The organism is Mesorhizobium sp. M1088, assembly GCF_040318575.1.
GTDB lineage: Bacteria > Pseudomonadota > Alphaproteobacteria > Rhizobiales > Rhizobiaceae > Mesorhizobium.
The window spans coordinates 49,215-70,799 of the sequence record NZ_JAMYMO010000003.1 but is presented as its reverse complement, the minus strand read 5'-3'; the positions used below and the strand labels follow the sequence as shown (position 1 = coordinate 70,799).

The window sequence follows — 21,585 nt, the reverse complement described above, 5'->3', positions numbered from 1 at the left end:
GGGCTAGCTGCTGTGAGGCGGCTGGAGACCGAAGCAGCTCACGGAGCGTATTCGACAAGCGTATGATCTTCGCCCGCGAGTTCATCGTTGATGATTGAGGCTATGGTTTCCCAATCACCTCCAGCCAGCCCTGCGCCAATTTTCGGGTAGCCGATTCTTTTGCCCGCGAATTTACCTTTGACGGCCTGCATGACTTTTCGAATTGCCTGGTAGTCGGCTTTCACGCCTTTGCCCTGCCAATGGAACTGAGTGTAGCCGTTGACAACATGGAAAATGCGGCTGCCTCGCTTGATTTCGGCAACGGATATGCTTCCCAGCTTGGCTGGGTCACCCTTCAATGTCGCGCAATCCGCAGCATATGCTTCGGGAAAACGCTGCTTTATGGAAAGAGCAATTCCTTTGCCCATCTGGCACTGGCAGTTGCATCCATGCACAATGACATCGAACGTTCCGTCGAGCGCAAGCTGAAGCAGATCACCGCGAATTGTCTGCATTGCCACGAGATACCGGCCTCTGCTCTGGGCGCAAACATCCGACCAAATCAGGAGATTTGCGGACTATCTTTTTCAGTATCGGGTCTAAGCAGAAAGGGCAGAGTGCACTTTCTGTTTTCCTGTCCCGCCGCTTAGTGCAGACGGCCGCTGGCATGGGCAAGCATGGTGTAGACCTTGCCGGTGTCCGACGTCAGGTAGGTCTGCGCCATGATGTTGTCGCGGTCGTTGCGCGACACGTCCTTGAGCAGCTTTTCGAAATCGTCGCAGTAACGATCGACAGCAGCGCGGAACTCCGCCTCTGACTGATATTTGCGGCGGATCTCGTCGAACGTCTGTTGGCCCTTCAGCGTGTAAAGTCGGCGCGTGAAGACGTCGCGCTCGCCGCGCCGGTAGCGGTTCCACAACTCGATCGAGGCGTCGTGATCGATGGCGCGTGCGATATCGACCGAGAGCGAGTTCAGCGATTCCACGACATGAAGCGGCGAACGCGCAGCGGGAGCCGGGCGCGGCGCTTCGGCAGGCGCTGCCGGCTTGGCGTCGTCTTCGCGCGATGCACCGGTCAGGAGGTCACGCACCCAACCGCCCTGCGGCGTGCGGCCGTTGGGGTCGCGCTGGCGCGGCGCTTGGTCTGCGGGACGTTCGAGGTCGAGCGTGCCGCGCAGCGCCGTCTCGCCCGAAGGCGCCTGCGGTGCACGGCGCTGTTCGGGAGCCGGAGCCGGGCGACGTGGCGGTTCGGCGGGGCGTGCGGCAGGCGCTTGCGGCGCCGGACGCAGGTTGCGCTGTTCCGAACTGTCGGCGCTGCGGCCAGATTTCGCAACGATTTCAGAAAGTTCCTTCAGCGCGTTGATCTGCTCTGAAACGGCACGGCGGATAGCCGTGGTTGATTCCTTTGCCTCTTCCGGCATCTCGATGACGCCTTTCTTAAGCTCGGCCCGGGTGAGGTCGAGCTCGCTCTTGATCGAGCCGGCGGTACGCCGCATCTCCTCGGTCGCATCGGCAAAGCGCTTGGTTGCCGAATCGACCACTTCGGAAATCGCGGTACGGATCTTGTCGGCGGATTCCAGCGTCTTGCCCTCGGCGTTCTGCAGCGTCTGGCCGACCAAATTCTCGAACGAGCGCATGACCCTTTCGAGATCTTCCGACTTCTTGACAAGGCCGACGGCGAGGTCCTCCAGCGACGATTGCCTTTCGAGCGTGTGCTCAAGATTGCTCTGGGCCGAGCTCAACAGGTCCGAGGCACTGGAAAGCAACCGGCTGTGCTCGTCGAACTTGGTGGCGATTGAAGCAACCTCGCGTAAGGTCGACGACGACAGCTCGGTGAGCCGCGTCGTGTTCGAATCGACCAGACGCGCCGAACTGGCGAAGGTCTGCGCGGTCTTTTCCGTGGTCGCCGCGAAGCTTTGCGTGCTCCCGGTCAGGCGTTCGTCGACCTGGCCGAGATTGGTCGCAGCCTGCTCGATCAATTGACCGAGCTGCGAGCTGGAGGTGGTCATGCGGCCGATGAGGTCGGCAACGCTGTCGGCAAGCGTCGAGCGCGCGCCTTCGACGGCCGACAGGGTTTCGGCCGTGCGGCTGGCGATGGCGTCGACGAGGGCGGCGTTTTGATTGCGCAGCTTCTCGGTCGCACGTTCGGTGACCTCTTCCATGCTCTTTTGCAGCTCGGAGCCGCCCTGGGCGAAGCGCTCGACCAGAGGCCGCGCCGTCTCGTCCAGGATTTTCGATATTTCGGCCGAACGGGCCGCAAGCATCGTACTGAGCTCGCGAGTATTGGCACCGATGGTCTTTGCAGCGTCATTGGTGCTCTGGCCGATATGCTGGCCGACCGCGGTGAAGGTTTCGGCGATGGTGTTGGCACGCGAGACCAGTTGCGCTTCGGCACCCGAGACTTGTTCGTTGAGCTTTTGGCCCATTGTCTCGGCGGAGTAAGCGAGGCGGTTCTCGACGCTGGCGACCTGCTCCTCGACGCGGGCCGCAGTGGCGGCAGCACTCGATGCCAGGCGTTCGTCGGCACCGGCAAGCAGTTGCTCGATTTCACGGGCATGGACTGCGAGTTCCTGGCCAGTCTGCCTGGCGCGTTCGGCAACCCGCTGCTCGGTGCTGGTGAAGGCACCGACAATGGTGTCGGCATGTTCGCCGATTGCGGTGCTGCTGTCAGCGATACGGGACACCAGGCGATGATCGGCCTCCTCGAAGATGCGGCCGATCTCGGACGCACGGGCCGAAAGTGCTTCGGAGCCCTCGGCAATGCGCGAAATAAGTTGCTGGTCGGCGGCATCGAAAATGCGGCCGAGATCCGACGCACGTGCCGCGAGCGCTTCGGCGGATTCGCCGATGCGCACGCCCAGCCGCTCGTCGGCTGTTTCGAAATTGCGCAGGATGTCGCCGGCACGTGCCGCCAGCGACTGGGCCGTTTCGATGGCGCGAGAGACCAGCCTGTGGTCCGCCGCGTCGAAGGTGCCGGCAATCTCACTTGCTCTGGCTGCCAGCTGATCGGCCGTTTCCTGGGCACGCGCGAGCAAGCTGTTCGACGTGTCGTCGACGCGGGCAATCAGTGCGCTCGACGTATCCTCGGCGCGGGCGGCGAGGCGACGATCCGCCTCTTCAAAGGTGCGGGCGATGTCCTCCGCCCTGGCGAGCAGGGCGGCCGAGGTCTGCTCGGCGCGCTCGGCGATCTTGCGGTCGGCATCGCTGAATGCCGCGCCCGCCTGCTCATGCAGCGCGCTGGTAACTTCCATGACCTTCTCGCGCAGCGCGCCGGCGACGAAGACCGCGCTTCTTTCGAGCACACTACGCACATTGTCGACACCCGTCGACAGCGCCCGCTCCATTGTGCTGGCGCGCTCTTCAATGATGCCTGTCTGCCGGCTGAACGCCTGCTCGATCTTTTCTACGTCCGCAGCGATCGCATCAGAGATGTCGGTGCTCCTGGCGGCGATCTGATCGATATGGCCGGACAGCGAACGGTCGACATCCTTGCGCGTTTCGGCGAGCCTGGAGAGATCGTCCTGCAGTGCGCGGGTCAGCATGTCGCGGCCCTCGCTCAGCTTGCCGACATGACCGGCGACAATCTCGTCGACCTCGCTGCGGCTCATTGCAAGCCTCTCCAGGTCGGCTTCCAACGCGCGCCTGAGGATGTCGCGGCCTTCCGCCAGTTTCTCGACCTGGCCGGCGACCAGCCCATCGATGCTCGAGCGGCTTTCGGCCAGCTTGGCGAGATCGTCCTCGAGCGCCTTCGACAGGGTCGAGCGGTCCTGGACGAGCTTCTCTGCGTGGGTTGCGACAAGGCTGTTGACGTTGCCGAGATCGGCTTCCAGCGCACGCGAAAACTGCGCGCGATTATCGGTCAATAGCTGCGACTGATCGGCGATGGCGCCCCTGATCGTGTTGAGATCGGCCTCCAAGGCGCGCTTGAGGATATCGCGGCCTTCGGCCAGTTTCTCGACCTGGCCGGAAACCAGTCCGTCGATGCTCGAGCGGCTTTCGGCCAGCTTGGCAAGATCGTCTTCCAAGGCGCGCTTGAGGATGTCGCGACCCTCAGCCAGCTTCTCGACCTGGCCGGCGACCAGCCCGTCGATGCTCGAACGGCTCTCTGCCAGCCTGGCAAGATCGTCCTCGAGCGCTTTCGACAGGGCCGAACGGTCTTCGGCAAGCTTGTTCATATGTTCGGAGACGACGCCCCGCACGGTCTCGAGATCGGTCTCCAGTGCCCGCGACAGCTGACCACGGTCTTCCGCCAGCTTTTCGGAATGGCTGGCGATGACGCCCTTGACGGTGCTCAGATCGGCTTCGAGCGCACGCTTGAGGATGTCGCGGCCCTCTGCCAGCTTTTCGACCTGGCCGGCAACCATCACATCGATGCTCGAGCGGCTTTCGGCCAACTTGGCGAGATCGTCTTCGAGCGCCTTCGAAAGCGTCGAACGGTCTTCGGCGAGCTTGTTCATGTGATCGGAGACAACGCCCCGCACGGCCTGCAGGTCGCTCTCCAGTGCCCGCGACAACTGGCCACGGTCTTCCGCCAGCTTTTCGGACTGGCCGGCGATGACGCCCTTGATAGCGTTCAGGTCCGATTCCAGCGCGCGCTTGAGGATGTCGCGGCCTTCGGCCAGCTTCTCGACCTGGCCGGCAACCAGCCCGTCGATGCTCGACCGGCTTTCGGCCAGCTTGGCAAGATCGTCTTCAAGCGTCTTCGAAAGCAGGCTGCGATCATCGGCGAGCCTGCCCGAATGATCGGCGATCAGGCTCCTGATGTCGGACAGGTCGTTATCGAGTGACTGGGAAAGCCCGCTGCGGTCTTGCGCCAATTTCGCCGAATGGGCCTCGATGAGGCCATTGATGCCGGCAATGTCGGCTTCCAGCGCACTGGCGAGTATGGCGCGGCCCTCGGCGATCTTTTCGACCTGACCGGCGACGAGGCCGTCGATGCTGGCGCGACTCTCTGCCAGTTTGCCGAGGTCGGCCTCGAGCGCGCGCGAAAGGATGCTGCGGCCTTCGGCGAGCTTGCCGACATGCCCGGCAACCATTTCATCAATTATCGTGCGGGCTTGCACGAGTTTTCCAGAGTCTTCGTTCAAGGCCTGGGCAAGCCTGTTGCGACCCTCTTCAAGGCTTTCGAGATGGCTGCCCAGCGAAGCGTCGATCGCTGCGCGCGATTCATTGACCTTGCGCAGATCCTCTTCAAGGGCGCGCGAGATCAGGCCGCGGCCCTCGGCTAGCTTCTGCACCTGGTTAGCCACCGCTGCGTCGATTTCGGCGCGACCTTCGGCGAACTTCGCCAGATCGGCCTGCATTGCCGCCGCCATCCGGTCGCGGCTTTCGGAAAGCTTGCGGCTGTGGTTCTCGACGGCTTCCTCGATGCCGGCGCGAGCATCGGCAAGCCGCTCGATGTCCGTATCGAACGAACGCGATACGACATGGCGCGCCGCTTCCATGCGCCCGGCGAAATCGCCGGCGCGGGCTTCAAGCATGGTCGAGGTCGATGAAATGATATCGGCCATGTCGGCGCCGATCTGGGTCTTGCCCTGATCGATCATCGCCGACAGCGTCTCCTTGCTATCCTGGAAGGTGTGGGCGATTTCGCGCGCGCGCTCGACGAGCGTCTCGTTGATCTGGCGTGCGCGAGCCTCCAGCGCGGCGTTGAGCTTCTGCGTGCCGGTGTCGAGCGCCTCGGCGCGGGTCTGGAACTCGCTGATCAGCGCCTGGCCACGTTCAGCAAGCGTCCGTTCGATGCCGTTGAGACTGGCTTCGAATTCCGAATTGAGTGTGCGAGCGGCACCGCCGAGCAGCGACACCATGCCGCTCGTGCGGTCGTCGAGCAGGTCGGTCAGTGACCGCGTCAGGCCGTCGGTGGTGTCCGTCAGCTTGGCGATCCGGGTGTCGAGCAGGCTGGCGAAGGCCTCGCCCGACGTCGACAGCCGATCGGTGATCGATTCGAGCCGGCCTTCCACCGAATCGAAGATCGACATCGAGCTTCCGTTGATCCTGTCGATCAGCGTGTCGCCGGATTCGTTGATCGTCATCGACAGCTTGGTCGAGGCGTTGAGAATGCTGTCGCGAATGATATCGCTGGCGGCGTTGATCTCGTCTTTCAGTGTCTCGTGGGCGCCGGTGATCGAGGCGCGCACGCGCTCGGCATGGGTGACGACCGCTTCGCGCTCGCTGCCCAGCCCGTCGACCAGCGAGCGGATGCGGGACTCGTTCTCTGAATAGGAGCGCTCGATCTGGTTCACCTCGCTGTGGACCAGCGTTTCGAGCTCGACGGCACGCGCAAGCGTGCGTTCGATGCCTTCGCCCATGGCTGCCACCTCGCGGCGAACCGCTTGGCCGATCATCATGACGCGATCCTGGGCAAGATTTTCCGGCTCGGCCAGACGGAAGGCCACCTCGGTCATCGACTGCGCGGCAAGGCGCATCTCCTGAGCGCGGCGAATCATCACTGCGAATGCCCAGAACAGGATGACGGGCACGATTGCCGCGACCGCCAGGCCGATCAGCTCGGGACGGGCGAAAAACTGATCGAAGGTGCGGATGTTCCAGATGCCAGGTCCGAACAACAGGTTCGCAAGGCCGCCAGCGCCGGCGATCCAGGCCAGCGAAACGAGAGCCACGACCCAGTAGATCGTGTTCGAGGCGCGCCGATTGAGGGTGTGCAGGAGCGTCTTATAGTCTTTTTGACGATCGTCGTTGGCCGGCGAGAAAGCTGCCGGCTGGGAGCCATTGCGCGTTGCGACAGGACGCAACTCAGCCGGCTTGGTCTTTGGCGCGGGATTTGCGATCTGGCCTTGATTGGCGGCAGGTGCCGCGTTCTGGGTCTGGTCCGGGGCAGGCGCTTCGTTCTGGCTGCGACCTTCGCGCGCCAGCTCGTCGGCGGCTTGCGATATTTGCGCTTCGAGATCTTCCATGGATGCAGCCATGTCGAAGTCGCCGCCGGCATCGCCGCTCAGATCGATATCAAGTGCCTTTTCAAGTTCCCTGGCTACGTCGCTGTCGAGCGTTCTTGTCGTCGTTGGTTTCTTCGCCATGCCTTCGCTACCCTGTACAAGCTGCCGCGGGACCTATGGTTGTGCTTATTGATTCTGCCTAGCGTGTCCCGCGCAGGAGGCTGAAAATGGACCTGTCGTATCGTAATGACACAGCCGGGTAAAGAAAACATGCATTCCGCCCGATACGTAAAACTTTAAATATAAGGTTAACACAGCCGTGATTCCGGCGCCGTTATCGCGACATTTTTCCGGGCCAATCATTAACCCGTTGTCCACCGGATACGCCTAGTTTTTGCGGCGGTCGAAGAACGGAGTCTCAAAGTGATACGTGGCGAAAACGGCATTGCCTTCTCGATGCCCGGCGGCGACGTGTCGGGGACAGCCGGGGCGCGGCCGATCGACTTGGCGCATCTTGCGCGCCAGACGATGGGCGATCGGAGCCTCGAGCAGGAGGTGCTGGCTCTGTTCGTGCAGCAGGCGCTGTCGGTGCGCGACAAGATCGTCGATGCGGATGTCAGGCAGCGGCTGCTATTGGCACACGGGCTCAAAGGCTCGGCGCGCGGGGTCGGCGCCTTCGCCATTGCCGATTGCGCCAGCGCGATCGAATGCCGGCCCGAAGACGCCAGCACGCTGAAGCGGCTTGGCTCGCTGATCGAAGAAGTGCGCGACTTCGTCGCCGCCATCAGCCGATAGGACTTATCCCAAAGACGCCACGCACGGGCGCTTTCGCGCCGCAGTTGACTTGTCCGGCAGAGTGATTATGTCGGCTCAGACTCCCTTCAGGTGACAAATGACCAAGCTGACCTTCATCGCCCATGACGGCACGCATTTTGACGTGGATGCCGAAAACGGCTCGACCGTCATGGAAAATGCGATCCGCAATGCGGTGCCGGGAATAGAAGCGGAATGCGGCGGCGCCTGCGCCTGCGCGACCTGCCATGTTTATGTCGACGAAGCCTGGACGGCGGAGGTCGGCGAGCCGGAAGCCATGGAAGAGGACATGCTGGATTTCGCCTACGAGGTCCAGCCGAACTCGCGGCTGTCATGCCAGATCAAGGTGCGCGACGCTCTCGACGGGCTGGTCGTGCGCGTGCCGGCCCGCCAGGGCTGAAGCCGATTTTTGCGGCTGCCGCTTGGCAGCGGACCAATGGTCATGCAGTGTCGCGCCGTTTTCCCATAAAGGCGCATGCCTCATGACCGCTATCACCAAGACGGACGTACTCATTGTCGGGGCAGGGCCTGTCGGCCTGTTTGCCGTATTCGAGCTCGGCCTCTTCGACATGAAGTGCCATCTGATCGACATACTCGACCGGCCCGGCGGGCAATGCGCCGAACTCTACCCGGAAAAGCCGATCTACGACATTCCGGGCTGGCCCTCGATCTCGGCGCAAGGCCTGGTCGACAAGCTGCTTGAGCAGATCGCGCCGTTCAAGCCCGAATTCACCTATAGCCGCATGGTTTCGAGCCTGGAAAGGCTGGACGACGGCAGCTTCCGCGTCATTACCGACGAAAACGAGGTGTTCGAAGCCAAAATTGTGGTGATTGCCGCCGGCGGCGGTTCGTTCCAGCCGAAGCGGCCGCCGATTCCAGGCATCGAACCCTACGAAGGCAAGAGCGTGTTCTACTCGGTGCGCCGGATGGAGGACTTTCGCGGCCATGACCTCCTCATCGTCGGCGGCGGCGATTCGGCGCTCGACTGGACGCTGAACCTGCAGCCGGTCGCCAAGAGCGTGACGCTGGTGCACCGGCGGCCCGAATTCCGCGCAGCGCCCGACAGTGTCAACAAGATGTATGCCATGCAGGAGATGAAGCAGCTGGAATTCCAGGTTGGACAGGTGACTGGCCTGACCGGCAGCGACGGCCAGCTAGTCTCGGCCACGATCAAGGGGCCGGAGGGCGATGTCGAAGTGCCGTGCACGCGGATGCTGCCGTTCTTCGGCCTGACGATGAAGCTCGGCCCAATCGCCGAATGGGGGCTCAACCTCCACGAGAACCTGATCCCGGTCGACACCGAAAAATTCCAGACGTCGGTGCCCGGCATCTTCGCCGTCGGCGACATCAACTGGTACCCCGGCAAGCTGAAGCTGATCCTGTCGGGCTTCCATGAGGTCGCTCTAATGGCGCAGGCAGCCAAGCGCATCATCAGCCCCGGCGAGCGCATCGTATTCCAGTATACGACCTCGTCGACCAGCCTGCACAAGAAGCTCGGCGTGGTCGACTGAAGCTCGCCGGATTTCGCCGGACAGGTCTATTCGGCCAGGGTTGGGGCCACAGCCTCGGCATGGCCGCGAAGCGTTTTCTCCGGCATCAGCCAGAGCGTGATCAGCGACAACAGCAAGATCGCGGCCGCGGCAAGAAAGATCATCACGAACGGCATGGCCGAGGCGATATGGCCGGCCGGCTGCGTGCCTTCGCTGGCCAGCGGCAGCCCGTAACCAAGGGCGACGGCACCGAGCATAGCGACGCCAAGCGCGCTGCCCAGCGAGCGCAGGAAGGTGAGAACGCCGGTCGCCACGCCAAGGTGCATACGATCGACGGCGTTCTGGACCGAGACGGTGGCAACCGGAAAGGTCGTGCCTGTGCCCAGGCCTACGCAGGTCGTCAACACCTCGACGAGCAACAGTGAGGCATGCCCGGCGACCAGGCTGAGCACGCCGAGGCACAGGATCGAGAAAACAGTTCCGATCATGGCAATGCGCTTATAGTGGAAAAAGCGCGGGATCATTCGCGCGCTGAAGGTCGCACCGGCCACCGTGCCGAGCATCAGCCCAAGCAATGCGGTGCCCGATTGACTGACCGACAGGCCGACGACCGACTGCAGGTAGACCGGCAGATAGACCGACAAGCCGACATTGGCGGCCTGCAGCAGGAACATCGACAATGTGCCGGCGAGAACGATCGGATTGCCGAGCACTTCGAGCGAGATCAGCGGTTCGGCCGCGCGCATGAGCCGCAGCGCGAACGCGCTCCAGAACACCGCCGAGCAGGCGAGCAGTCCAAGGATTTCAGGCGACAGCCACGGATACTCGCTGCCGCCCCAGTTCAAGGCAAGCAGCAGCAGCGAGGTGGCCGCGACCAGAAGCAGCGCGCCGAGGCCGTCGATGCGGTGATGTTTTGCGGCGATCGGCAGCTTCTTGAGCGGGTTGTTGATGATCGCCATGGCCAGCAGGCCGAGCGGAATGTTGATCCAGAAGATCAGCGACCAATGCAGATGTTCGGCGAAGGTGCCGCCGAGCAGCGGCCCGGCGATGCTGGCGACGGCCCATGTGCCCGAGATCCAGGCGGCGTAGCGGGCCCGCTCGCGCGGCGGCACGAGGTCGCCGATCACGGTCTGCGTCAGGGCGAACAGACCGCCGCCGCCGGCGCCCTGGATCGCCCGGCCGACCACCAGGACCAGCATGTTGGGGGCCGTGGCGCTGACCAGCGAGCCGGCGAGAAAGATCAGGATTGCAGCATAGACGGTCGGCCGGCGACCATAAATATCGGAGATCTTGCCGTAGAGCGGCGCCACGGCGGTCGCGGTCAGAAGATAGCCGGTCACGATCCATGGCAGATATTCGGCATGCCCGAGCAGACGTGCCATCGTCGGCATCGCCGGCGCGACGATGGTCTGGTCGAGCGCCGCCAGCAGCATCGACAAAAGCACGCCGCCGATGATGGCGTTTTTCTCGGTTTCGGTCAGCGGCGCGCTGGTTTCCACCATCGTTTGCTTGTCGACAGCCTGGTCCATATCCGTTCATCCATTATGCCTGCGTGCCCGTCCGCGACGGGCTGGGAAGCATCTAGTACGCCGATTGGCGTTGCCGGAGGCTGATCCCTGCGAACCTGGCATATGTCGTTCGCTATAGGCCGATTTCGACAGCGGCTCGAAAGTTTTCCGAAGCTGGCACTATGTTTCGGCAAAATTGGCTTTGCCCGACGACGCGGAGTTCAGCCGGGAGAGAGCCGGCCGTTCTCAATGCGCTCGATGCGATAGTGCAAAAGCCGCAGGATGCGGCTTTGGAAATTGGCGCTTTCGACACGATCGAAGCGCATCTGGTCCTGGTCGTGTTTGGCAAGCATGGCCGCAGTGATTTTTGCGGCCTTGGTCTTTGCCAGTTCGCAGGTCTTTTCCGGGTAGCTCGCCTTCAAGGCGTCTTCTAGTTCGCGGCCGTGGTTCTTCGCAATCTCGACGTGGCGTTCCTCATGGCGCTTGATGTCGGCGGACAACGTATCCCAGAACAGCCTGACGCCGGCATCGGCTTTGCGCGGGCGGCGCCACTCAGGAAGGATGACCTTGACCTTGACGGTGACGACAGCGTCGGCAATCCAGCACGAGCCCGGCTTTTGCGCATAGCTGACGCGGGTGGTGAACGCCATCTGGGTAGCTCCCGGATGCCGCGACCCGGTGCTTTTCACCTGAGGCCCGAGTTTCGACAGCTGGGTCTCGATGTCGTCGAGCGTCCTGCCGCCGATCGGGAAATAACTATATGTCTTGACGAGCGTTGCAGCGCCGGCCGGGAATGCGGTCAGGGCGAGCACCAGGGCGCAAAGGAGGGATCGTTTCATCGTGTTGCCTCTTTGCCCACCTTGCTTTACCGCCGTCCTCGGCGCAACGGAATTGATCCCCCGCCACGCCGCGGGATCGAACATGGTTGATGGGCAATGATGACAGGGCGATGGCAGTTGGCGCACGGACGCCATCTCGACCTTGGCGGCAAGGCCGTGGTCGTCGGCATCCTCAACATCACGCCGGACAGTTTTTCCGACGGCGGCCTGTTCGATGCGCCGGAAAAAGCAGTGGCCCAGGCGCGCCGCATGGTGGAGGAGGGGGCCTCTGTCATCGACATCGGCGGAGAATCGACACGTCCCGGGGCGTCTGCGGTCTCCGCAAAGGAGGAACAAACCCGCATACTGCCCGTCATCGAGGCGCTGGTGAAGGCCGGCGGAACGCTGATCTCGGTCGATACCTATCGCGAGGATACGGCCCGGCTTGCCGTCCAAGCCGGCGCGCATATCGTCAATGACGTCTGGGGCCTGCAGCGCGAACCGGGCATTGCCCGCGTCGCGGCCGAAACCGGCGCTGGCCTTGTCGTCATGCACACGGGACGGGACCGGCAGAAACTGCCCGACGTGATTGCCGATCAGCTCTTCTTCCTCAGGAAGTCGCTGGAAATCGCGCGGCGGAGCGGTGTTGCCGACGATCATATCGTGCTCGATCCGGGCTTCGGCTTTGCCAAGGAGACGGCAGCGGAAAATCTTGACCTGATGGCACGGTTTTCCGAACTTCATGCGCTGGGTTTTCCACTGATGGCCGGCACATCGCGAAAGCGCTTTATCGGCACCGTCACCGGCCGCGACGCAGCCGCAAGAGGCGCCGGGACCGCGGCCACCAGCGTCATCCTGAGGCTCAAAGGCGCGCATCTCTTTCGCGTCCACGATGTCGCAATCAACGTGGATGGGCTGGCCATCGCCGATGCTATGCTGGCACGTGAGATCGGGGAAAGCTGAGCCATGTATGTCATCCGCATGAAGAACTGCGCCTTCTTTGCCCGGCACGGTGTGCTGGACGAAGAAGAGACGCTCGGCCAGCGCTTTTATGTCGATGCGGCACTCATGGTGGATCCCGGGCGGGCGCTGGTCGAGGATTCCATCGAGGACACCGTCAATTACGGCATCGCCTTTGCGGTCATCGAGAAGATCATTACCGGCGAACGGCGCTTTCTGATCGAAGCGCTGGCGCTCGAAGTGGCGAGGGCGCTGACGGCGCGGTTTCCGCAGATCAAAAAGGCCGAGATCACCGTGCGCAAGCCGAACGCCCCGGTGCCGGGTGTGCTCGATCATGTCGAGGTGACCGTTGTCTGGCCAGAATAGTAACAACAACACCGTCTATCTCAGCCTTGGCGGCAATCTCGGTGATCCGGCGAAGTCAATGGCTGCGGCACTGGGCATTCTGGATGCCAACGAGAGAACGCGCGTCGTTGCCGTTTCGTCGCTCTACCGCACGCCGCCCTGGGGCAAGCTCGATCAGCCGGATTTCCTCAACGCGGCGGCCGAAATCTCGACCGCGCTCGCGCCACGGGCTTTGCTCGACCTTTGCCTCGACGCCGAGCGAAAACTGAAGCGGGTGCGCGAGGAGCGCTGGGGTCCACGCCTGATCGATATCGACATTCTGGTGTTCGGCGACCGCATCATCCACGAGACCGGACTGGAGGTGCCGCATCCGCGCATGCTGGAGCGCGCCTTCGTGCTGGCGCCGCTGGCAGAAATTGCGCCGGAGCTTGTGGTCGACGGCAAGAGCGTATCGGAGCGGCTGGCCGCCGTCGACACATCGGGCATTGAACGGCTGGCGTCAGGCCGGGATTGGTGGAAAACCTGATGCTGTCGCCATCGGTGCCTGAAATCAGCCGGAGAACCCACCTCCGTCGAGGAACATTTGTTCGTCCGGTGTCGTCTCGCGGCCAAGCATCCTGTTTCGATGCGGAAAGCGGCCGAAGCGCTGGATGATGTCGCGATGCTCGATCGCATATTTCAGATAGATCGGGGCTTTGGCGGCGGTAAGCTCTACCGATTTGAGCTGATCGGCGAGGTCCTCCGAATGCTCATAGGGCAGATAGAGAAAAACGCGGAGCTCTTCGTCGAGTGCCAGGTCATGGCCGGCAGCGATCGCTTTCCCGGCGAAATGCCGCGCCAGCGGGTCCGTGGCGTACATGTGGCCGGTGGCGCGAAAGCAGTTTCGCGGAAACTGGTCGAGCAGGATCATCAGTGCCAGCGACCCTTCGGCGTGTTCGGACCAGCCGTCGCATTCGCGGCGGGCGGCGGCAAAGTGCAGATCGAGAAACCGGGTGCGGAAGTCGGCATCAAAGGCGTCGTTCTTCTCGAACCACGCGTCCTCCCCGGCGTCGCGCCAGAATCTGGTGATGGAGACAGCGCGGTCGTCCAGTTCGTTCATAATTCGCGTCTTTCCAACGTTTAATCGGCCGGTTCGGATTTCTGCAGCACGCCGGCGGTCTCCTCGTTGAGCGCCTGGCCCACGCGCCGTGGCGTGCTGAGCGGCGTCGGGATGGGGGTGCCGATATTGCCTTTGAGGAAGCGCCGCCCGGCGCGGATGCCTTCTGCCTGTTGAAGTTCGAAACGGGCAGCATCGCGGCGGCGGACGTCCTCGACTACCTCGGCGACCTCTTCCGGATCGACGCCGAGAGCTTCCAGTGTCGAGCCGCCGAAGACAAGCGCCGATTCGAACGTCTCGCGGAGCTGATAGTCGACGCCGGCACGAATGAGCTGCAATGCCGTGCCGCGGTCGAAAGCCCGCGCCAGCACCGTCAGCAATGGAAACTCCGCCTTGATGAGCTCGGCGATGCGCACGGCGGCATCGGGCTTGTCAACGCAGATCAGGACGGCGCGTGCGCGCCCGGCTCCCGCGGCACGCAGAATGTCCAGCCGCGTGCCGTCGCCGTAATAGACCTTGAAGCCGAAATCGGCCGCCGCCTGGATCATCTCGACCTCATTGTCGATGATCGACACATCAATCCCGCGCAACAAAAGCGGCTGGCTGGCGATCTGGCCGAACCGGCCAAAGCCGATGATCAGCACGCTGCCGGTCAGGCCTTCGGCGACATCGACGCCTTCAAGCGACTGCTCGTCGCGTGGCGTCAGATACCGCAATGCTATGATCGCTAAGGGCGTCAGCACCATGGAAATGATGACGATGGCGGTCAGCATCGCATTGGCCTGGCTATCGATGATACCGACAGCCGCCGCTGCGGAATAGAGGACGAAGGCGAATTCGCCGCCTTGCGCCATGAAGACCGCGCGCTCGAGCGCTTCCCGGTGGCCGGTTTTGAGAATGCGGGCGACGATATAGATGCCGATCGCCTTCATCATCATGTAGGCGACGACATAGATGGCAATGAGCTGCCAGTTGACGACGACCACATGCAGGTCGAGCGACATGCCGACGGCGAGGAAGAACAGTCCGAGCAGAATGCCACGGAACGGTTCGATGTCCGCCTCCAGCTGATGGCGGAAGGTCGATTCCGACAAAAGCACGCCGGCCAGGAAGGCGCCCATCGCCATCGACAGGCCGGAAAGCTGCATGGCGAGCGCCGACCCGAGCACGACCAGAAGGGCGGCTGCGGTCATCACCTCACGGGCGCGCGCATCCGCCAGGATACGGAAGAACGGATTGAGCAGATAGCGTCCTGCAAGCACCAGCCCGACGATCGCGGCAAGGCCGATGCCGACCTCCGTCAACCGATCCGACAGGCTCATGTCGGCGCCGCCCGGCGCGAGGAAGGCGATCAGCGCCAGCAGCGGCACGATGGCCAGGTCTTCCAAAAGCAGGACCGAGACGATGCGCTGGCCCTTGGGCGTGGCCAGGTCGCCGCGTTCTTCCAGCAATTGCATGACGATTGCCGTCGAGGTGAGTACGAAACCGGCGCCGGCGACGAAGGATTGCGCGATCGGGAAACCTCCCGCCAGGCCGACGCCGGTCAGCAGGACCGCGCAGACGCCGACCTGCAGCGCGCCAAGCCCGAAGATCTCGCGGCGCATGCCCCATAGCCGTGACGGCTGCATCTCCAGCCCGATAATGAACAGGAACATGACGACGCCGAGTTCGGCGACATGAAGAATGGCTTCCGATTCGGAAAAAATGCGCAGCCCGAACGGACCGATCACGACGCCGGCCGTCAAATAGCCGAGGATGGAGCCAAGTCCGATACGCCTGAAGATCGGCACCGCAACGACGCCGGCGGCAAGCAGCGCCACCACCTGGATCAGATCGCCGTTTGATGCCTCTGCCGCCATGCCTGCCGTTCCGCTCTCTTGCAACAAGCGGCCAAGATAGGGGCTTCGGGGCGGATCGAACAGTGCGAATCCGGCGCGTTGTGAAGGCGATATTGCAGGCGCACTGAACAGGATAATGGGCTCCTGCGCGTTGCTTGTTCCAGCAATCCGGCGCTAAGGACCCGGCTTCGGCCAGTGAAGGGCGAGCGACGATCAAGTCGCGGCCCTTTCAGGCGGTGACAACCAAGTATCAGGGCGGCACGACAGCAGCCGAGGCCTGCAAGGCCTATGACGAGGTGATTGCCGCGATCGAAGGCTGAGCATTTATTTGCAAATCAAAAGAGGCGGCGCCGTTTGGCCGCCGCCCTTCTCACGCTGAAAGTCAGTTCGGAGTTATGGAGCCGACCTCGACTGCATCGATCCGCTTCAGCTTCATGCCGATGACCGGGACCAGCTGCTGGTCGACGCGCACGGCAACGGTCACCGTCATTGAATTGTCGTCGGGGACAAGCGCCTGCATAACGCCGCGCAATTGATTGCGATTGATGGTGAAAACCACCTTGTGCGCATCGACGACATTGCCGCCGATAATGTCGAGGCCGGAGCCGGCGGCCCCGCCCATAAAGCTGCCCTTGTAGCCCTGCCGGCCCTTGTGTTCGATCGTTGCCGACATCTGCTGGGTGAACATGCCTACCCGACAGCCGCCGTCGAGCGACATGCCGACCTTGCCGTCAGGCGTCGAGCCGATGAAGCTGCAGGTGAATTTCGTGCCCTTGTATTTGCCGGCAACGATTTCCCCGGGGCCGACCCATTTGCCTTCGACCGACCGAAAGAACTGCTTGTCCGGTTCCGCCGCCGAGGTCTTTCCGGCAATGCCGACGGTTGCGACAAGCGCGAGCGCCACGGGCAGCCCGCTGGACAGAATAACGCTTTTCATCGACGACACCCGGCAACAAAGAGACTGGTTTGGACGCTTCCGACCATGGACAAGATTGGTTAATGCTTTGTCACCCCAAGGCAATAGTCACGTTCCGGAAGCGGATGTTTCTTTTTCTTTCTTTGCTGCAAAGGAGGTCAGCGCGGAGAGGAAATCGCCCAATCCGGGCCGCCTGACCGCGTAAAAGGGCAGGGGCCTTGCGGTTTCCATCGCTGCAATGCCGATGCGCGCAGTCATCATGCCGTTGACGACGCCTTCGCCGAGCTTGGCCGAGAGCCGGGCGGCAAGGCCGTGGCCGACGATCTGCTGGACGAAACTGTCGCCGACGGCGATCGACCCGGTGACCGCGAGATGGGCCAGAACGCTGCGCGCCAGGCGAAAAAAGCCAAGCGTGCCGGGGCGGCCGCCATAAAGCTCCGACAGCCGGCGAATCAACCGGCCGGCTTCGAACACGACATAAGCGACGTCGACCAGCGCGCGGGGGCTGACCGCGGTCACCAGGGAGACGCGCTTCGCCGCTTCGAGGATCATCACCCTGGCGCGGGCATCGAGCGGGCCGAGTATCTCGGTCTCGGCCAGCCGCACCAGATTGCCGCCGTCAATGATCTCGCCGCGCAATTCGGCCAGCGAGCGCCTGCCGGCCGCGGTTTCAGGCTTGGCCGAGACAAAGACCGACAACTCGTCGGCCACGGCGCGGGCGGCCTTCGGATCGTCGCGGGCAATCGCATCGAGCGCCCGCTTCTGCAACTTTTCGACCTCGGCAAGGCGGGCAATCGCCATGAATTCGCGCACGAGGATGATCAGAAGCGCCAGGATGGCGATCGCGGCCATAGCGGCAGCCAGCCAGCCCAGCCACTCGGCGCGCTCGAACAGGTCGCGAATCAGCTGGTCGGTCCAGAGGCCGACGGCGAGCGAAACCAGAACGCCCAGCGCGCCGAAGAACAGGCTGCCAAGCAGCGAACGTTTTCGCGGCGCAATCGCCGGCGGCGGTTCGGCGGCGACGATATCAGGCTCGTCGAAGACGTCGATCTCCGCCGGTGTGACCACGGCAAGATCCGCCGTCACGGTACGCGGCTTTCGCGCCGGCGCGGCCCCGGACGCAGCATGGTGAGCCGTCGAATCTTCCTTCTGCTGGGGCTCCGGCTCGATGCGAAAGGCCGCCGGTCTGCGGGGCGCACTCATGCGAGATGATCTCCGATCAGGAACTGCAGCGCGCGGTCGAGCCTGATATGCGGCAGCGACAGCGTGACGCCCTCGGCGGTGCGCTCGAGTTTCGGCGGGCGAAAGCGCACGAAGCGGATCGCGGGGTCGTCATCGTTCTGCCGGCGGGTCGATTCGGAAACATCGAACACCGCATCAACTTTCTCCGGCAAGTCACCGGGAAATATGGCTGTTTCTGTCTTTCCGTCAAAGGTTTCGCCATCGATTTTTTCGCCGCGCAACGGCATGCCGATAATGACCGGCAAAGTCTCGCGGCCCTGCTTGACCGTGCCTTCCCGGGTCGCGCGCATGGCAGCCATAGCGACGACGTTGACGTCGGCGCCGGTGAAATTCGCCCGCGCCACGGCTCGGTCGGCTAGCCGCCGCACGATCGCCTGCAGCCGGTCGTGGCTTTCGTGGTGCAGATGGTCGGCCTTGGTCGCGGCCACCAATATACGGTCGATACGCCTCGAAAACAGGTCGGTCAGGAAATTGCCCCGGCCGGGCCGGAAACAGGACAGGATTTCGGTGACCGCGCGCTCTAGATCGGCCATCGCACCGGGGCCGGCATTCAATGCCTGCAATGCGTCGATCAGCACGATCTGGCGGTCGAGACGCGTGATGTGTTCGCGAAAAAACGGTTTGACGACATGCGTCTTGTAAGCCTCGTAGCGCCGCTCCATCATAGCCTGCAGCGATCCCGAGCGGGCGCGCCGGCCGCCCAGATTCGGCAGCGGCGCGAAGGTGAGAGCGGGCGAGCCTTCAAGATCGCCGGGCATCAGGAAGCGGCCGGGCGGCAAGGTCGAAAGCGCCCGCTCGTCGAGTTTACAGGCCTTGAGATAGGCCGCGAAGCTCTCAGCGAGACGGCGCGCCGTCATCTCGTCGGCCTCGGCGTTGGGGTCGACCGGATCGGAGAGCGCCCGCCATTCCCGCGAAAGGTCGACACGCACCGCCAACACGGCCATCTCGAAGGCCTCACGCGAAAAATCGGCGTAGGACTTGCCGAGCAGCGGCAGGTCGAGCAGCCATTCGCCGGGATAATCGACGATGTCGACCGACAATTTGCCGGCGGAAAACATGCGGCTCCAGCCAGAGGCCGATTCGTATTCGATGGTGAGCCTCAGTTCGGAAATCGCACGCGTCGAATCCGGCCAGACGCGATCGTCGACAAGAGCTGCGATGTGATCCTCGTACTGGAAGCGTGGGACCGCGTCGTCCGGCTGCTCTTCGAGAAAAGCCCGGGCGATGCGCCCCGATTTTTGTGCCTCAAACAGCGGCAAGCGTCCGCCATGGACGAGATTGTGCACAAGGGCCGAGATGAACACCGTCTTGCCGGCGCGGGACAGCCCGGTCACGCCAAGACGCAGTGACGGAGCGAAAAGCCCGGCAGCGCGGCCTGACAACGTATCCAAGGCAATCTTCGCCTCGTCGGTAAAAGTCGTCAGCGCTGATGGCAAATCTGTTCTCGCGGGCCGGTCAGGATCCGATATAGGCTTTGATGCGCGGCTTTGAAATGGCCTCAGATATCGGCAGGCGTCAGGAAGGCTTCGAGATAGCCGGTGCCTGGCGCAGCCTCGGCAAGTCTGCCGTTGAACCGGACCACCGCAAGTGCGGAGGTCGGGAAGCCGTGGTTCAGCATGGCCCGCGCGGTCTCGTCGCCGTCGCCCGAGAGCGCCATGGCGAGATCCTCAATCATCGGATTGTGGCCGATGACGAGCAAGGCATCCAGCCCGCCATTCTGCCGGATGGCAGTGAGGTACGCGGCGGCATCGTCGCTGTAGAGGGTGTCACAGAACAGCACCCGGCCCGTGTCCGTGTGGCCAGCCAGGCTTTCCAGCGTCTGGCGGGCGCGCTTGGCGCTTGAGCAAAGGGTGAGGGCCGGTGCGTATTTGCGGGAACGCATCAGGACGCCCATCGCTTCGGCATCGGCGAAGCCGGATGGATCGAGCGGGCGGTCGAAGTCAGCCACGCCAGGCAGCGCCCAGCCGGCCTTCGCATGCCTCAGCAGGTAAAGTCTGGTCACCGGATCCCCGTTGTGCCGGGCACCGAACCCGCCAGCACGCGGCAGGATTTGCCATCAGAAGAGCTCCGTGCGCAATGGCAAGCGCCCCTCAAGCATAGCGAATCATGTACGGATTCGGTCGTATTCTTCGCAAAAAGGGCATCGCCGATCCGTTTTGTCCGAGACTAACAATTGCGTGAAACTGTCGTCGATTGACCTTGTGCAGCTTTCGGTCCGCGAATATATAGGCGCCAAATTTGGGGTTTGTTGGGTGAGTCGAATGAACGACATCGTTACCGCCGATTACGTACCCTCCGAAGACGAGCCGTTCATGAACGAGCGGCAGAAATCCTACTTTCGCATGAAGCTCGTCACCTGGAAGAACGACATCTTGCGCGAAGCGCGCGAAACTCTCGAAATCCTGCAGCAGGAAAACGCCAACCACCCCGACCTCGCCGATCGCGCCTCCTCAGAAACCGACCGCGCCATCGAACTTCGCGCCCGCGATCGCCAGCGAAAACTCATCTCCAAGATCGATTCGGCCCTCCAGCGCCTTGACGAAGGCACTTACGGTTATTGCGAGGAGACGGGCGAGCCGATCGCGCTGAAGCGGCTCGACGCGCGCCCGATCGCGACCTTGTCGATCGAGGCACAGGAGCGCCATGAGCGGCGCGAGAAGGTCTACCGCGACGACTGAGTCGCCGGGAAAAACAGCGGCATCGGTAAAGCGTTCAAAATGGCCGGTTTTCCGGCCATTTTCATTGGCCGTTCGCTATCGGCCTATCTTTTCTGATTGGACAACTCGCCGAGGAGCTTCGTCATCTCGTCGTCGAGAGAGGGTGATGCCTTCGCCACCGGCTTGCTCGGCGTTTGGCTGAAGCGTGGCTCGTCGAGGGAAACCTCCAGCTCCTTCATCAGCGCATCGTCAATCGACTCGTGCTGTGCCGGCGGCTCGTATCTTGCCGGGGAGTCCTGTCTTGCCGGCGGCTGCGCATGCCGCGAGGCACTGGCGTTGACGGATCCATAACTTGGCAACGGCGTGACGTTCGATGCCGGTTTCGGCGCCGGCGCCGGCATTGTTGCCGGCATCGTCGCCGTCTGGCGGGCTCGGACAGGGGTCGCGGTTACGCTTGCCGGCTGCGGTGGCGCTTGCCTCACCGGCGCGGCTGTGGTCGAAGCAGACCTTGCTGCCGGCTGGTGGCCGTTGTCTCCGGTCAATGCCGGGCGCCGCAACGCCGAGAGCCTGATGTCGCGCTCGACGACGACGTCGGTCGGACCACCGATCAATAGCAGGTGCTCGATATCGTCACGGCGCACCAGCACCAGCCGCCGGTGACTGTCGACCGCTGTGGCATCCATGACAGCCAGCCGCGTCTTGCGGTTCCTGCCGCCGGCGACGAATGTCCCGAACGTCAGGCTGCGGACCAGCCTGATGATAAGAAGAATGATGAGCAGAAGGACAAGTACTGCAAACGTCCATAGGATTGCTGCGGCATAACCAGGACCCGCCACGCCATCCAGCCATTGCAGCATTGGTTCCCCCAAAATCAGCTTTCGAAGAGAAGCGACACTAGACTGTTGCGGCAGGCCACCGCAAGTTGCCTTTCACGCTTCGTGAACAGCTTGAAACGCCGGGAGCCGAACGGCGTCATTTTTAGCGGACATCTGCAGCCGGGCCTTTTCCCAACCCTGAGAATATGATTCAAC

At 62.9% G+C, this 21,585-nt stretch carries 19 protein-coding genes; 8 read left to right on the top strand and 11 right to left on the bottom strand.

The window, feature by feature from the left end; genetic code table 11:
• Window positions 1–38: 38 nt before the first annotated feature.
• Window positions 39–494: a macro domain-containing protein gene (locus NKH49_RS05020; protein WP_352448960.1), complete on the bottom strand. Its 456-nt coding sequence runs from the start codon at window positions 492–494 to the stop codon at window positions 39–41.
• Between the two features lie 131 nt (window positions 495–625).
• A complete protein-coding gene (locus NKH49_RS05015) occupies window positions 626–7,012 on the bottom strand; it encodes an apolipoprotein A-IV repeat region-like domain-containing protein (protein ID WP_352925261.1) in 6,387 nt (2,128 codons plus the stop codon).
• Between the two features lie 285 nt (window positions 7,013–7,297).
• On the opposite strand from NKH49_RS05015, the gene NKH49_RS05010 reads away from it, so the two are divergent.
• From NKH49_RS05010 to NKH49_RS05000, 3 genes are all read left to right on the top strand, one after another.
• Window positions 7,298–7,666 (top strand): Hpt domain-containing protein, encoded by a 369-nt coding sequence (locus NKH49_RS05010; RefSeq protein ID WP_292660938.1) that lies wholly within the window; start codon window positions 7,298–7,300, stop codon window positions 7,664–7,666.
• Between the two features lie 97 nt (window positions 7,667–7,763).
• Window positions 7,764–8,084 (top strand): 2Fe-2S iron-sulfur cluster-binding protein, encoded by a 321-nt coding sequence (locus tag NKH49_RS05005; protein WP_023674833.1) that lies wholly within the window; start codon window positions 7,764–7,766, stop codon window positions 8,082–8,084.
• A gap of 82 nt (window positions 8,085–8,166) precedes the next feature.
• Entirely contained in the window at window positions 8,167–9,195 is a 1,029-nt protein-coding gene (locus tag NKH49_RS05000; RefSeq protein WP_352925259.1) for an NAD(P)/FAD-dependent oxidoreductase, read from the top strand.
• Window positions 9,196–9,221: 26 nt separating this feature from the next.
• On the opposite strand, the gene NKH49_RS04995 is transcribed toward NKH49_RS05000, so the two are convergent.
• Together NKH49_RS04995 and NKH49_RS04990 are read right to left on the bottom strand one after the other, a co-directional pair.
• Window positions 9,222–10,703, bottom strand: a complete 1,482-nt coding sequence (locus NKH49_RS04995) for an MDR family MFS transporter (RefSeq protein ID WP_352455682.1) — start codon at window positions 10,701–10,703, stop codon at window positions 9,222–9,224.
• Window positions 10,704–10,903: 200 nt separating this feature from the next.
• Window positions 10,904–11,521, bottom strand: coding sequence for a DUF922 domain-containing Zn-dependent protease (locus NKH49_RS04990; protein WP_352766681.1), 618 nt, complete (start codon window positions 11,519–11,521; stop codon window positions 10,904–10,906).
• A 96-nt stretch (window positions 11,522–11,617) separates the two neighbouring features.
• On the opposite strand from NKH49_RS04990, the gene folP reads away from it, so the two are divergent.
• The 3 genes from folP to folK are packed head-to-tail and all read left to right on the top strand — an operon-like array spanning window position 11,618 to window position 13,331.
• The gene (gene folP, locus NKH49_RS04985; RefSeq protein ID WP_352925257.1) at window positions 11,618–12,463 is read left to right on the top strand and encodes a dihydropteroate synthase; all 846 of its coding nucleotides are present in this window, start codon (window positions 11,618–11,620) and stop codon (window positions 12,461–12,463) included.
• Window positions 12,464–12,466: 3 nt separating this feature from the next.
• Window positions 12,467–12,826: a dihydroneopterin aldolase gene (gene folB / locus NKH49_RS04980; RefSeq protein ID WP_352471721.1), complete on the top strand. Its 360-nt coding sequence runs from the start codon at window positions 12,467–12,469 to the stop codon at window positions 12,824–12,826.
• Window positions 12,810–13,331, top strand: a complete 522-nt coding sequence (folK, locus tag NKH49_RS04975; RefSeq protein WP_352921233.1) for a 2-amino-4-hydroxy-6-hydroxymethyldihydropteridine diphosphokinase — start codon at window positions 12,810–12,812, stop codon at window positions 13,329–13,331. The genes folB and folK overlap by 17 nt, the downstream gene beginning before the upstream one ends.
• A gap of 24 nt (window positions 13,332–13,355) precedes the next feature.
• On the opposite strand, the gene NKH49_RS04970 is transcribed toward folK, so the two are convergent.
• Window positions 13,356–13,904 (bottom strand): DUF924 family protein, encoded by a 549-nt coding sequence (locus NKH49_RS04970; protein ID WP_352471797.1) that lies wholly within the window; start codon window positions 13,902–13,904, stop codon window positions 13,356–13,358.
• A 20-nt stretch (window positions 13,905–13,924) separates the two neighbouring features.
• On the bottom strand, window positions 13,925–15,760 hold the full coding sequence (locus NKH49_RS04965; RefSeq protein ID WP_352682898.1) for a monovalent cation:proton antiporter-2 (CPA2) family protein: 1,836 nt from the start codon (window positions 15,758–15,760) through the stop codon (window positions 13,925–13,927).
• 134 nt (window positions 15,761–15,894) lie between these two features.
• On the opposite strand from NKH49_RS04965, the gene NKH49_RS04960 reads away from it, so the two are divergent.
• Window positions 15,895–16,059 carry a hypothetical protein gene (locus NKH49_RS04960; protein WP_352613783.1) on the top strand — a complete coding sequence of 55 codons (165 nt, stop codon included), beginning with the start codon at window positions 15,895–15,897 and terminating at the stop codon, window positions 16,057–16,059.
• Between the two features lie 62 nt (window positions 16,060–16,121).
• Here the strand turns inward: NKH49_RS04960 and NKH49_RS04955 are convergent, their stop codons facing one another.
• From NKH49_RS04955 to NKH49_RS04940, 4 genes are all read right to left on the bottom strand, one after another.
• Window positions 16,122–16,676 carry a hypothetical protein gene (locus tag NKH49_RS04955; RefSeq protein WP_023674843.1) on the bottom strand — a complete coding sequence of 185 codons (555 nt, stop codon included), beginning with the start codon at window positions 16,674–16,676 and terminating at the stop codon, window positions 16,122–16,124.
• A gap of 87 nt (window positions 16,677–16,763) precedes the next feature.
• Complete coding sequence (locus NKH49_RS04950) at window positions 16,764–17,858, bottom strand: YcjF family protein (RefSeq protein ID WP_352770349.1); 1,095 nt, start codon at window positions 17,856–17,858, stop codon at window positions 16,764–16,766.
• Complete coding sequence (locus NKH49_RS04945) at window positions 17,855–19,333, bottom strand: YcjX family GTP-binding protein (protein ID WP_352502493.1); 1,479 nt, start codon at window positions 19,331–19,333, stop codon at window positions 17,855–17,857. The genes NKH49_RS04950 and NKH49_RS04945 overlap by 4 nt, the downstream gene beginning before the upstream one ends.
• Window positions 19,334–19,395: 62 nt before the next feature.
• Window positions 19,396–19,899, bottom strand: a complete 504-nt coding sequence (locus NKH49_RS04940; protein WP_352471715.1) for a SixA phosphatase family protein — start codon at window positions 19,897–19,899, stop codon at window positions 19,396–19,398.
• Window positions 19,900–20,158: 259 nt separating this feature from the next.
• On the opposite strand from NKH49_RS04940, the gene dksA reads away from it, so the two are divergent.
• Entirely contained in the window at window positions 20,159–20,575 is a 417-nt protein-coding gene (gene dksA, locus NKH49_RS04935; RefSeq protein WP_023674847.1) for an RNA polymerase-binding protein DksA, read from the top strand.
• An 83-nt stretch (window positions 20,576–20,658) separates the two neighbouring features.
• Here the strand turns inward: dksA and NKH49_RS04930 are convergent, their stop codons facing one another.
• Window positions 20,659–21,411, bottom strand: coding sequence for a hypothetical protein (locus NKH49_RS04930; RefSeq protein WP_352925254.1), 753 nt, complete (start codon window positions 21,409–21,411; stop codon window positions 20,659–20,661).
• Between the last annotated feature and the right edge of the window lie 174 nt (window positions 21,412–21,585).

What these genes read in the sequence shown, in the direction of transcription:
- NKH49_RS05015 (WP_352925261.1), bottom strand. Translation starts at nt 7,012, where the DNA reads ATGGCGAAGAAACCAACGACGACAAGAACGCTCGACAGCGACGTAGCC.
- NKH49_RS04965 (WP_352682898.1), bottom strand. Translation starts at nt 15,760, where the DNA reads ATGGCGGCAGAGGCATCAAACGGCGATCTGATCCAGGTGGTGGCGCTG.
- NKH49_RS05000 (WP_352925259.1), top strand. Translation starts at nt 8,167, where the DNA reads ATGACCGCTATCACCAAGACGGACGTACTCATTGTCGGGGCAGGGCCT.
- NKH49_RS04995 (WP_352455682.1), bottom strand. Translation starts at nt 10,703, where the DNA reads ATGGACCAGGCTGTCGACAAGCAAACGATGGTGGAAACCAGCGCGCCG.
- NKH49_RS04950 (WP_352770349.1), bottom strand. Translation starts at nt 17,858, where the DNA reads ATGAGTGCGCCCCGCAGACCGGCGGCCTTTCGCATCGAGCCGGAGCCC.
- folB (WP_352471721.1), top strand. Translation starts at nt 12,467, where the DNA reads ATGTATGTCATCCGCATGAAGAACTGCGCCTTCTTTGCCCGGCACGGT.
- dksA (WP_023674847.1), top strand. Translation starts at nt 20,159, where the DNA reads ATGAACGACATCGTTACCGCCGATTACGTACCCTCCGAAGACGAGCCG.
- NKH49_RS04955 (WP_023674843.1), bottom strand. Translation starts at nt 16,676, where the DNA reads ATGAAAAGCGTTATTCTGTCCAGCGGGCTGCCCGTGGCGCTCGCGCTT.
- folP (WP_352925257.1), top strand. Translation starts at nt 11,618, where the DNA reads ATGATGACAGGGCGATGGCAGTTGGCGCACGGACGCCATCTCGACCTT.
- NKH49_RS04990 (WP_352766681.1), bottom strand. Translation starts at nt 11,521, where the DNA reads ATGAAACGATCCCTCCTTTGCGCCCTGGTGCTCGCCCTGACCGCATTC.
- NKH49_RS04930 (WP_352925254.1), bottom strand. Translation starts at nt 21,411, where the DNA reads ATGCTGCAATGGCTGGATGGCGTGGCGGGTCCTGGTTATGCCGCAGCA.
- NKH49_RS05005 (WP_023674833.1), top strand. Translation starts at nt 7,764, where the DNA reads ATGACCAAGCTGACCTTCATCGCCCATGACGGCACGCATTTTGACGTG.
- NKH49_RS05020 (WP_352448960.1), bottom strand. Translation starts at nt 494, where the DNA reads ATGCAGACAATTCGCGGTGATCTGCTTCAGCTTGCGCTCGACGGAACG.
- NKH49_RS04970 (WP_352471797.1), bottom strand. Translation starts at nt 13,904, where the DNA reads ATGAACGAACTGGACGACCGCGCTGTCTCCATCACCAGATTCTGGCGC.